At 61.3% G+C, this 11,903-nt stretch carries 10 protein-coding genes; 2 read left to right on the forward strand and 8 right to left on the reverse strand.

Translation table 11 applies throughout. From position 1 onward, the window contains the following. Positions 1-63: 63 nt before the first annotated feature. From ACSQ26_RS15090 to ACSQ26_RS15100, 3 genes are read right to left on the reverse strand one after another with little or no spacing between them, the layout of a single operon-like run. A complete protein-coding gene (locus ACSQ26_RS15090; RefSeq protein ID WP_436010134.1) occupies positions 64-819 on the reverse strand; it encodes an ABC transporter ATP-binding protein in 756 nt (251 codons plus the stop codon). After that, a complete protein-coding gene (locus ACSQ26_RS15095; protein ID WP_436010136.1) occupies positions 813-1,880 on the reverse strand; it encodes a FecCD family ABC transporter permease in 1,068 nt (355 codons plus the stop codon). Before ACSQ26_RS15095 ends, ACSQ26_RS15090 begins: the two co-directional genes overlap by 7 nt. A 1-nt stretch (position 1,881) precedes the next feature. Further along, on the reverse strand, positions 1,882-3,021 hold the full coding sequence (locus tag ACSQ26_RS15100) for an ABC transporter substrate-binding protein (protein WP_436010138.1): 1,140 nt from the start codon (positions 3,019-3,021) through the stop codon (positions 1,882-1,884). Positions 3,022-3,127: 106 nt separating this feature from the next. On the opposite strand from ACSQ26_RS15100, the gene ACSQ26_RS15105 reads away from it, so the two are divergent. Then, positions 3,128-3,934, forward strand: a complete 807-nt coding sequence (locus ACSQ26_RS15105; RefSeq protein ID WP_436010140.1) for a class I SAM-dependent methyltransferase — start codon at positions 3,128-3,130, stop codon at positions 3,932-3,934. 41 nt (positions 3,935-3,975) lie between these two features. Here ACSQ26_RS15105 and ACSQ26_RS15110 read toward each other — a convergent pair whose 3' ends face one another. The 5 genes from ACSQ26_RS15110 to ACSQ26_RS15130 all read right to left on the reverse strand — a co-directional run bounded on the left by ACSQ26_RS15110 (position 3,976) and on the right by ACSQ26_RS15130 (position 10,411). Continuing rightward, the gene (locus tag ACSQ26_RS15110; protein ID WP_436010142.1) at positions 3,976-6,111 is read right to left on the reverse strand and encodes a beta-galactosidase; all 2,136 of its coding nucleotides are present in this window, start codon (positions 6,109-6,111) and stop codon (positions 3,976-3,978) included. 17 nt (positions 6,112-6,128) lie between these two features. Next, on the reverse strand, positions 6,129-7,265 hold the full coding sequence (locus tag ACSQ26_RS15115; protein ID WP_436010144.1) for an ABC transporter ATP-binding protein: 1,137 nt from the start codon (positions 7,263-7,265) through the stop codon (positions 6,129-6,131). A gap of 24 nt (positions 7,266-7,289) precedes the next feature. Further along, complete coding sequence (locus tag ACSQ26_RS15120) at positions 7,290-8,141, reverse strand: carbohydrate ABC transporter permease (protein WP_436010146.1); 852 nt, start codon at positions 8,139-8,141, stop codon at positions 7,290-7,292. Continuing rightward, complete coding sequence (locus ACSQ26_RS15125) at positions 8,141-9,025, reverse strand: carbohydrate ABC transporter permease (protein ID WP_436010148.1); 885 nt, start codon at positions 9,023-9,025, stop codon at positions 8,141-8,143. The genes ACSQ26_RS15120 and ACSQ26_RS15125 overlap by 1 nt, the downstream gene beginning before the upstream one ends. Positions 9,026-9,130: 105 nt before the next feature. After that, positions 9,131-10,411: an ABC transporter substrate-binding protein gene (locus tag ACSQ26_RS15130; protein WP_436010150.1), complete on the reverse strand. Its 1,281-nt coding sequence runs from the start codon at positions 10,409-10,411 to the stop codon at positions 9,131-9,133. A gap of 213 nt (positions 10,412-10,624) precedes the next feature. On the opposite strand from ACSQ26_RS15130, the gene ACSQ26_RS15135 reads away from it, so the two are divergent. After that, the gene (locus ACSQ26_RS15135) at positions 10,625-11,779 is read left to right on the forward strand and encodes an ROK family protein (protein ID WP_436010152.1); all 1,155 of its coding nucleotides are present in this window, start codon (positions 10,625-10,627) and stop codon (positions 11,777-11,779) included. Positions 11,780-11,903: the final 124 nt, after the last annotated feature.

The raw sequence follows: 11,903 nt of genomic DNA on the forward strand, positions 1-11,903 counted from the left end.
CGACCTCCCCTCCTCCCCTCGAATTGTTTGTTTCGGCAGCAACGGAAGCAAATTGCCTTCCATTCAATTCAGCGCACTGTCCACGATCACCAGCGGCCGGTCTTGCGAACAGCGTTCGATCCGAGCCTCCACGCGATAGATGTCGCGCAGCAAGTCGGATGTTATCACGTCCTCGGATCGGCCGCTTGCAACCAGGCGCCCATCGGCGATCACGAGCGTATGTTCGCAGTAACGCAGCGCGTGATTGAGATCGTGGAGTGCGATCATGACCAGCATGCCGTTCGTTTTCGCCAGTCCGGCCATAAAGGTCAGGACTTCGATCTGGCGATAGAGATCGAGCGCGGATGTCGGCTCATCCATCAGCAGGATCTCGGGCTTGCGGATGAGAGCCTGGGCGATGGCGACGAGCTGGCGCTGGCCGCCGGAGAGCTCGCCGAGATTCTTGAAAGCCCATGGCGCGATCTTGAGCGAGGTCAGGAGCCGGTCGATTTCGGCGAGCTCCCGGTCTTCCACCTGCCAGCCCGAACCCTGCTTGGCCGCCATCAGCACCGATTCATAGACGGAGAGGACGGCATTGCAGGTCGAGTCCTGCGGCATATAGGCGATGCCTTTCCCACCTTGCTTGCCATCGACTGAGATCACCTTGCCATTGCCCTTGGCAAGCCCGGCGATGCGTTTGAAGAAGCTCGATTTACCCGCCGCATTGGGGCCGATCACGGCGGTCAGCCCGCCGCCCGAGGGGATATCGGCGCTGATGCCGGATATGATCTCCGTTCGGCCATAGCGGACGGAGAGATCCTGGATGGCAAGCCCTACCATGCGCGCCCCCGATGGGTGAAAATCAATACGAAGAAGAAGGGCACGCCGACCAGCGCGGTGATAACGCCGATCGGCAGGATCGCGCCGGGGATGATCGACTTGCTCACCACCGAGGTCGCCGAGAGGATGAGCGCGCCGCAGATGACCGACGCCGGCAGGAAGAATCGCTGATCCTCACCCACCAGCATGCGGGCGATATGCGGGCCGACCAGACCGATGAAGCCGATCGTACCGACAAAGGACACGGGGATCGCGGCGAGAAGTGCTACGATCATGAGCGTGGTGAGCCTCAGGCGGCCGACATTGACGCCGAGGCTGGCGGCCTTCTCGTCACCCATCCTGAGCGCGGTCAGTTGCCAGGCGCTGCGGGCGAAGAGCGGAATGGCGAGCACCAGCATGATGGCGGTGACGGCGACCTTCAGCCATGTCGCCTTGGTCAGGCTGCCCATGGTCCAGAAGACGACCGCGGCGAGCGCCTGTTCGGACGCAAGATATTCCAGCAACGATAGTGCCGCATTGAAGGTGAACACCAGCGCGATGCCGAGGAGCACGATGGTCTCGACCGTCACGCCGCGTAGCGTCGAGGCGAAATGGATGAAAAGTGCTGCGACCATTGCCATGACGAAGGCATTGATCGGCACCATGAGATGCACGGCCGCAGGCACCAGCGCCACGCCGCCGACGAGGCCGAGGGCGGCACCGAAGCTCGCGGCGGCCGAAATGCCGAGCGTGAAGGGGCTTGCCAGCGGATTGGCCAGAATGGTCTGCATCTGGGCACCCGCGAGCGACAGGGATGCACCCACCGTGACGGCCATCAGCGCGATCGGCATGCGGATATCCCAGATCACGACATGGAGCTGGGTATCGACACTCTGCGGGGAGAAGAGAGCGGATAGAACATCGGCGATCGCGTAATTCGCCGGTCCGAGCGCCATGTCGGCGGCAACCGAAACGAAGAGAAGACAGCAAAGCACGCCGATGAGCAAAATGCGCCTGAACGAGAGGGCGCGGTAGATGCCGCGCCCTTCCCTGATCTCCACGGCTTCCGTGCCCGCCACCATATCAATTTCCCGGATTGAGCGAGACGAAGTAGCCGGGCCGATATTCAACCGGCAGGAACTTCTCATGCAGCGTGCGGAACGTCTGGTCGGGATCGAGGTCCTTGAACAGATCCGGATGCAGCCATTTCGCCATCTGCTGTACGGCGACGAACTGGTACGGATTGTTGTAGAACTGGTGCCAAATGGCATGGACATTGCCGTCCTTGACCGCCTTGATACCGGTAAAGGCGGGGCGTTCGGTCAGCTTGGCGAGCTTTTCGGCGCTCTTCTTCTTGTCCGCCCCGGGACCGACGCCAACCCAATCGCCGCCGGGAACGTACAGCTCCCAGTTCGCGCCGGTGACAATGACCTGATCGGGGTTGGAGGCGATGATCTGCTCCGGATTGACCGTGCCGAACGTGCCGGGAATGATACCGGACGCTATATTGTGGCCGCCCGCGAGTTCGACCATCTGGCCGAAATTCTCGTTGCCGAAGGACATGCAGCAATCATCCGAATAGCCGCCGGCGCGCTCGATGAAAACGTTGGGACGCTTGAGGTCCTTTGCATTGGCGATCACATCGGTGACCTTGGCCATTTCCTCGGCGCGGAACTTCACGAATTCCTCGGCACGTTCTTCCTTGCCGAACAGCTTGCCGATCACCCGCATGGACGGCTCGGTGTTGAGCATCGGCTTCTCGCGGAAGTCGACATAGACGAGCGGAATGCCGACCTTCGCCAGCTTTTCGATGTAGCCGGCTTCTTCGGTCGCGGTCTTGGCATCGATGTTCATGATGATGACATCGGGCTTCAACGCCACGGCCTGTTCGATATCGAACGTGCCATCCTTCATGCCACCGAAGGTCGGCAGCTTGTCCATCTCGGGGAACTTTTCGCGATAGGCATTGTAGCCGTCGAGATCGGCCTTCTTGAAATCGTCGCGCCAGCCGACGACGCGCTTGAAGGGAGCATCGGTATCCAGCGCCGCGACGAAATAGATCTGCCGGCCCTCACCCAGGATCACATGGTCGACGGGCACGCTGACTTCGACCTCGCGGCCACTGATATCCGTGACCTTGATCTTGTCCTTTGCCAAGGCCGGTCCGGAAAAAAGCAATGCAATACCGAGGGCGGCTGACGCCACCTTGTTGAAGATATTCATTCTTTTGCTCCTACGTAAATTAATGCTCGCAATAAATATCTTGATATTTACAGTCAACAATTATCTTTTATAACGCTTCCAAACTTGGTTGAATGCGGAGCGGAAGATGAGCCTTGCCGGCAACTATGATTTGAGGGACGAGATCAAGGCCTATTGGTCGGAGCGGGCGGCGACCTTCGACGAGCAGCCGGGTCACGAGATATTTTCCGAGGGCGAACGGGCAGCGTGGCATGCGCTTTTCCTGAAGCATCTGGGCCGCGGCGACGGGCGCCATGCCGTCGATCTTGCTTGCGGCACGGCCGTCATTTCCCACATTCTCGACGATATCGGCTTTTCGGTCACCGGCATCGACTGGGCCGAGCCGATGCTGGCAAAAGCCCGCGCCAAGGCGAAGAACAGGTCGCGCAGCATCCGCTTCCTGATGGGCGACGCGGAGAATACGATGGAACCGGACTGTTCCGCCGACGTGGTGACGAACAGGCACCTCGTCTGGACTCTGGTCGATCCGGAGGCAGCCTTTCGCGAATGGCGCCGCATTCTGAAGCCCGGCGGCAGGCTGCTGATCATCGACGGCGATTTCGTCAACCCGAGCCCACTTTCACGGCTCTTTGCCCGGCTTGCGAGTTGGAGCCAGAAGCTCGGTCTATCGGAAGCCGCCAAACACCATGGTCCCGGCGCTTTGACCGAGACACACCGCAGCATCCTTTCCCGGGTCCATTTCTCCGGCGGCGCCCGTGGCGAGGACGTGGCGAAGTTGCTCGATGCCGCGGGTTTCATCGACATCCGCGTCGATTACGATCTGAAAGCGATCCATCGCGAACAGCGCCGCAACTTTCCGCTTTTCGAGGGACTTCAGCGCGCCACTCAGCATCGCTATGCGATTTCGGCGTGCAAGCCGAAACCTCTGGCATGATCAAATAGCCGGACCCTCCCTTCTTGCCTCACCTCACCGCTTCAGAAGCGAATGACGGCGCAGCCATGCGGGCCGAGCGAGAGGGAGCGGTCGATGGTCTTGCCGGTTAGCAAGTCAACCCCCGACGGCAGCGATGAAAGCTCGACCGTTCCATCTTCCGTGTTGAGCACGAATAGCAGCCTGCGGCCTGCCGCCTCCCGGAGGGTCACCTCGACGCCGGCCGGAAGGTCTTCGACCAGAGGCGTAATATTGCCGGAGGCGCAAAGCTGATCGGCCAGACCTTCGACCAGGGATTCAGTCAGGTAGGTTCCGACATAGACCGCCCTGCCCTTGCCGACCTTGCGGCTGGTGATCGCTGCGCGACCGCTTGCGAAGCGATTGCTCCAGCGGCCGAGCAGCTCGACATCCGCATCGACATCGAGAAGTTCGTAGAGATGCGCCGCATCATGCTCGCGGTTGCCGAGCGTGAAGCGGTAGCGTCGCTCGGCAGAACTCGCCGGAAGGCGTTCTGCCGGATTATGAAAGCCGAATTCGGTTCCGTGCAGGCCGAACAGCCCGTCGGCGCCCGGTTCCGCGACACGGCCGAATTCTTCGACCCGGATGCCGCAAAGCTCGGACAGACCCGGACCGGGAGCGAGTTCGGTCGGGATGTGATTGTTCTCATCCCTTGTGCCGGTCATTGCGCCGATGACCAGCGTTCCGCCATTCTCCACGAAAGTTTTAACGCGCTCGTTCCATTCCGGCTTCCACATCACCCAGTGCGGAACGTAAAGCAGCTTGATCCGGGAAAGATCGTCCTCCGGATGGATGAAGCCGCAGGCGATGCCCTTGGAATAGCAATGGCGGTGCAGGAGAATGGCGTCCTCGAGCGGGCTCGGCATGCCCATCGGATAGGTCCTGTAGGCCTCCTGATTGTCGAAGTCCGCACCGGCGATGGCGACGTCCATGCGCACCGTCGTGCCGAGCAGATTCTGCTTGATCCGCGAAATGTCCTCCGCGAACCGCATCACCTCCTGATAGCGGCGCCGCGGCACGTCGTCGTGGTCGATGATACCCATCCAGTAAATCTCGGCGCCGAAATGGGCAGGACGCCAGCGGAAGAAGAGCAGGCCGTCTGCGCCGCGCGCCACCGAGCTCAGCGCCATGCGGCGCATTTCGCCGGGTTCGGGCGTCATCGTCGAGAAACCGGGCTGGCTGCCGAAGCCGGATGCCTGTTCCGGCACGATGAAATTGCCGGAATAGGCGCGGCAGATATCGAGATGCAGCGCCTGGGTGACGGGGTGGCCGCCGCCGCGCCGCATTTCGTCGTAGAGCATCGGATAGATGTCGAAGCCGAGGAAATCGAGATCCTGTCCGAACTGGCCGCGGAAATCGATGTCCTCCAGCCGGCCGAGATTGTGGAAGATGAACCAGTCCGGATTGGCCCGGCGAAGGATCTCGACCTGGTCATGCTGGAAGGCAGCCGTCGCGTGAGCCAGGAAGCGGTGATAGTCCTGCAAGTGGGCGGGCGCCGGAAAGCCTGGATTGTCCTTGCGCGGCAATGGCACCTGGTCGAAGCTGTCATAGGCCAGCGCCCAGAAGTGTCCGCCCCAGGCGAAGTTCAGAGCCTCGATCTTCTGGTATTTGTCGCGCAACCAGCGCTGGAACTCACGCTCGGCCGCGTCCGAATAGGAGGTCGAGGCGGTGGTGTTGAGCTCGTTATCAGTCTGCCAGCCGATGACATGGGGATTTGTCTTGTAGTGATCGGCCAGTGCCCGGGTGATGCGGCGGCTGTGCATCCGGTAGGCCGGGCTCGCCGTATCGGCATGCTGGCGGGAACCATGCGAGGCCATCCTGCCCCGCTCGTCGACCCGGAGGACTTCGGGATAGGTGGCGGTCAGCCAGCGCGGCGGGGTCGCGGTCGGCGTGCAGAAGATGGTCTTGATGCCTTCAGCAGCGAGCACGTCGATGGCTTTGTCGAACAGCGAAAAATCGAAACGGCCTTCGTGCGGCTCCATGATGTGCCAGGCGAATTCGCCGAGCCGCACGACATTGAAGCCGGCCGCTGCCATGCGCTGGGCGTCGCGAAGCCAGTAGCTCTCGTCGACATGCTCAGGATAATGCGGCGCGCCGAGCAGAAAATCGCCGAGGTTGAGGGTGCGCCAGACCGAGAGCGGCGCTGGTTGGGTACGCTTCATGATGATGTGGTCCTTGTTCAGGTTCTTGCGACGGGCTTGGGAGAGGTGATGGTTCGGCCGTCGGCGGCGAAGAGGTAGGCCTCGCGCGCATCGAAGCCGATGGTGACGGCACTGCTGCTCTGGAACGGCCTGATATCGGCGATCTGGATGGTGAAGGCGCCGGTGCCGCTGTCGGAACCGCTGGTGGCGAGTTCGCCGGCATCCGCATAGACGATCGTCTCGCGGCCGAGATATTCGGTCAACCGTACCTGCGCGGGAAAGCGCATCCCGGCGTCCGGATCGTCCAGCCGCAGCTTTTCTGGGCGAATGCCGACGGTGACGGTTTCTCCAACCGACGCCTTTTCCACGAGCCTATCGAAAGCGACTTCGAGGCCGCCGGCACAGATGACCTTGGCGGATGAGCCACTGGCCTCTGCCACCTTGCCAACGACGAAATTCATGCGCGGCGCCCCGAGGAAGCCGGCGACGAAGAGATTGGCGGGATTGGTGTAGAGCGCGAGCGGCGCGCCGACCTGCTCGATGCGGCCGCCATTGAGCACGACGATACGGCTCGCCATGGTCATGGCCTCGACCTGGTCATGCGTCACGTAGATCATGGTGGAGCCGAGTTCCGCATGCAGCGTCGAGAGTTCCACCCGCATCTGTGTGCGCAAGGCGGCGTCGAGGTTTGACAGCGGTTCATCGAACAAGAAAACATCGGGCGAGCGCGTTATCGCGCGGCCGATGGCGACGCGCTGACGCTGGCCGCCCGAGAGCTGCTTCGGCTTCTTTGCGAGCTGCTCCTCAAGTCTCAGTATTTGTGCGGCGCGCGCGACTGCTGCGTCGATCTCGACCTTGGGACGCCGCGCCATCCTGAGCCCGAAGCCCATATTTTCGGCGACGGTCATATGCGGATAGAGCGCATAGGACTGGAAGACCATTGCGATGCCGCGATCGCCGGGCTCCATCTTCGTCACGTCGCGCCCCTTGATGAGCAATTGCCCGGAACCAACGGTTTCAAGGCCGGCGATCGTCTTGAGCAAAGTCGACTTGCCGCAGCCCGACGGGCCGACCATCACGACGAACTCGCCCTCCTCGATGTCGAGATTGATATCCTTGAGCGCGTGGAAGCTACCATAGTGCTTCTCGATCTGCTTGAGTTCGACACTGGGCATGGGAAATGATCCTTGATTTGCGCCTCAGCCCTTCACCGCACCGACGGTCAGGCCGGCGATGAAATGGCGCTGCATGAGGAAGAACATCACGACGGGCGGTATCGCCACCATGATGGTCGCGGCCGCCACGAGGTTCCAGGCGGAAACCCATTCGCCGCGGAGATTGTTGAGCCCGGCGGTCACCGGCTTCACCGCATCGCTCTGGGTCAGCACGATGGCCCAGAAATAGTCGTTCCAGACGAAAGTGAAGGTCAGGATCGCGAGCGCTGCGAGCGCGGGCCGGATGAGCGGGACGACGACATGCCAGAGCGTCTGCCAGGGCGAAGCGCCCTCCGCCCGCGCCGCCTGGAACAGTTCGTCCGGAAGGGCGGCGATGAAATTGCGCATGAAGAGCGTGGCAAAGCCGGTCTGGAAAGCGATGTGGAAGACCATCAGGGCGTAGTAGGTGTCGTAGAGGCCGACAGAGACCATCAGGTCACGCACAGGGATCATCATGATTTGTGCGGGCAGGAAATTGCCGCCGACGAACAGGGCAAACAGCAGGTTGGCGCCCCGGACGCGATAGCGCGACAGGACGAAGCCGGTCAGCGTCGACAGGATAAGCACGCCGAGCACTGAAGGCAGCGTCACGATAAGGCTGTTGAGGAAATACTGCGCCATCGCCGTTTGGGTAAAGACGGCGGTATAGTTCTCGATGAAGTTGAAGCTCTTCGGCCAGCCCCAGTAATTGCCGGCCATCACCTCCTCGAAGGAACGCAGCGAGGTGACCATCACGGCGGCGAGCGGAACCAGCCAGAGAATGAGGACCAAGCCGACCATGACGGCATAGGCGAAACGCTTGGCGGGGGAATCTTCCGGTATCGGTCTCGGATACATCAGACGCCCTCCCGTTCCGGTTTGAGGAGTGTGTGCAGATACCAGGCGATGAAAGCGGCCATGATCACGAAGAGCACGGTGGCGATCGCGGCGCCGTAGCCGAAGCGGTAGGAAAAGATCGATTGCTCATACATCTGGTAGGCGAGCACGGTCGACGACCCGAACGGCCCGCCCGATGTCATCACCGCCACCATGTCGAAGGAGCGGAGCGCACCGATCACCGTGACCGCCAGCGCGATGAAGCTGACCTCGCGCAGTTGCGGCAGGACGACATGGAACAGCATCGGCCAGCCCCGCGCGCCATCGACCCGACCGGCGCCGATCAGGTCTTCGCTGAGATTGTTGAGCCCGGCGAGGAAGAGGACGAGGCAGAACGCGACCTGCGGCCAGAGCGCAGCGAGTACCACTGCGAAGGTGACGAAGTGCTCGTCGGAAAGAAGCGCCGGGGCCGTGGCGCCGAAATAGCCGAAAAGCAGGGCGAGCAAGCCGAATGTCGGATCATAGACCCAGGTGAACACCACGCCGACCGTAACCGAAGCCAGCACCAGCGGCACGAAGAACATGGACTTCATGAGCCGCATACCCCGGATGGGCTGGTTGAGCAGCAGCGCCAGCGCCAGCCCCAGCGGCGGGGCCAGCATGAACATGGCAAGCCAGATCAGGTTGTTCTTTAGCGATACGTAGAATTGGGGGTCGTCGAGAAGTTGTCGGTAGTTTGCCAAACCCACCCATTGCCTTGCGCCGACGCCGTCCCATTCGAAGAAGGACACCCAGACAGTCTCGATCGAGGCAAGGATGATCACGACCCCGAACAGCATCGCTCCGGGCATGATGAACAGGGTCGGCGTGATCCAATGCCGATGACGTCGCCAGAGACCGGACATCTCATCTACTTTCCAAAAATTGATCGGGAGCAGGCAGGGCCGCGAGTGGCAGCCCCGCCGCTTGCGGTCGCTTCGTGGGAGAGTTCGAGCGACCGCAGCTGTGGCTCAAGCCTTGAAGATGCGCTTGCGCGTGCCTTCGAGACGCTCGAGAATCTGGTCGCGCCGGTCGGGCTTGGCCATGAATTCCTGGAAGCCCTTCAGTCCCTCCTGCGCCATATCCGGGTCGGTGTCGCGATCATAATATTGCGCGGAGCCTTCGACCGTCTTGAGCGACTCGACTGCGGCATTGACGAGCGGATCCTTGCTCGGCGGGCAATCGTTGCGTGGCGGCACGGCGCTTTCCGTTTCAAGGAATGCGGCGAGATTTTCCGGCTTGTAGAAATAGGCCAGGAAATCGCGGGCATTCTCCTTGTTCTTCGCGTTCTTCGGAACGTGAACGGAATTGAGCGCGAAGTCCTCGTAGCGTGCCATTCCAGGCACGATCTGCGGGAATGGCGCGAAGCCGATCTGGCCTATCTGGTCTTCGGGGAAGCCGTATTTGATGAAGCCACCGAGATCCATCATCGCTGCCTTCTTCTGGGCCAGCGCTGCAGCGGCCTGTTCCCATCCGAACGATGTATGGTTGGGGCTGAAAAGGCCGGCATTGATGAGTTCCGCCCATTTGTCGAAGACGGGCAGCATGGCGGGATCGGTGTAGGACATCTTGCCGTCCATCAGCGCGATGTGCTTCTCAAGGCCGTTGATGCGCAGGTTCATGTGATCGAACCAACCGGCAGCCGGCCACATTTCCTTCGTACCCATGCTGACCGGGATCATGCCTGACGACTTGGCCTGCTCGCCGAGAACAAGCAACTCGTCGATCGTCTTCGGCGCTGTCCAACCCTTCTCTGCGAAGACGTCCTTGCGGTAGAACATGCCCCAGAGCAGGCCGCCGAGCGGCAGGCCATATTGCTTGCCGTCCACCGTCACCGCGCCGGTCGCAGGACCGAGCACGCTCTTGTAATTCTCGCGTTCGAACAGGTCGGAAATGTCGTCGAAGAGGTCGCGCTTGACGAAGGCCTTCATGCGATTGCCGGAGAACCAGAAGCAGATGTCGGGCGCACCCACGACGAGATAGCTGCGGATCGCGGTCTTGTGGGCCTCATGATCCATGTTGTTGATGGTCACCTTGACGCCGCTCGCCTTCTCATAGTCGCTGGCAATGCGCTGAAGCACCTCACGCTGTCCGGCGTTGCCGATATTCGAAATGATCGCGAGTTCCTTGCTCTGCGCGAGAGCTGGTGCACCGAGCGTCATTCCGGCCAGCGCCGTTCCAGCTCCGATCAGGAACTGGCGGCGAGATGCGGGCACGCCCGCGGCCAAGGTCATTACGTCTTTGAAAGCCATTGCAAATCCTCCCAGGACAAAGCTTCGCCATGCCCGGACAATGCGTCGTCCGGACTGATTTCAATTCTCGATTGCTTGAGAACTGCGGACGGAAAATTCTCGCTCCGCGGTCTCCTCCTCATTGCCAACGATGCAAAGCTAGCCTAACTTCTGCAAAGGCACAATAGTTAATTTAAGAAATAAACTAACTAGGCGAAACGCAGGAGATTGAGTTTGAGAGGCAATGCCAGCACGTCGCGCGCGCTGAACAGGCGGTTGATCCTGAACCTGCTGCGCAATCGCGGCCCCATCTCGCGCGCCGAGCTGGCGCTCGTCACCGGCCTCAGCCCGGCTGCGGTAACCTTCGTCGTGACCGAGCTTATGGACGATACCCTGGTGATCGAGCGCCAAGCCGTGGCGAGCACGAATGGCCGCCGCCCCACGCCTATCGACATCAACTACGAAGCTCATCTCGCGCTTGGCTTCAAATTGAACCGCAACAACATTGCCTGTGTGCTGACCGATCTCGCAACCACGCCATTGGCGACACTCGAAGCCCAGGTGCCCGACACCTCGCCCGAAGGGATAATCCAGGCGATCGAGACCGCCATTCCTCGCCTGCTCGCGGAGGCCCGGCGCGATGAGAAGGACATTATGGGAATCGGAGTCTCGATACCGGGTGAAATCGATCCGAAAAAGGGCATCTGTCTCCAAAGCCCTCGATTCGGCTGGCGCAATCTGCCGTTTGCCGAGCTGTTGGCGCAACGCGTGCATGTACCGGTCTGGATCGATGATGACATGAATGCATTCGCGATCGCGCAGAAACTGTTCGGGGCCGGCCGCAACCACCGCAATTTCGCGGCACTCGCCATCGGAACCGGAATTGGCTGCTCGCTCGTGCTGAACGGGGAAATCTACCATGGCAGCAACAGCGGCGCAGGAAAGCTCGGCCACATCACCTCGGTCCCTAACGGAGCGCTCTGTGAGTGCGGCCGTCGCGGCTGCCTCATGGCGCATGCCGCCGAACCGGCCATGCTGGACGAATATGAACGCAGGCGAGGCAAGCCAATCTCCCGCACCGATTTTGTTGGCGCGGTCGAAAGCGGTGACGAAACCGCGCTGGCAATCCTCAACGAGGCGGGTGCGCGCATCGGCAGGCACCTCGCCGACCTCGTCAATCTTTTCGATCCGGAGGTGATCGTTGTCGGCGGAGAGGCGGTCCAGTTCGGTGAGGCGCTGCTTACGCCGCTCCGAGCCTCAATGGAGGAATTCCTGTTCTTCTCCAGGCCCGAACTGCTGACGGACTGGGTGCCGAGTTCATGGGCGCGCGGCGCGGCGGCGCTCGCCACGCAGAGCATCTTCGACTTCGAACGCTCGCCGAGCGGCTGATGCGGCGAAGCTTCGCTGTGTTTCTCAAGTGGGTGATGGGATCGGAACCGCGGACCCGGCTCGGGTCTGTGGCCCTTTCATCTCCGAAGCTCGAGGATGACAGCGACATCCCCGGCCGGGCGAG

The sequence above is a fragment of the Rhizobium sp. LjRoot254 genome, assembly GCF_964254105.1.
GTDB lineage: Bacteria > Pseudomonadota > Alphaproteobacteria > Rhizobiales > Rhizobiaceae > Rhizobium_E.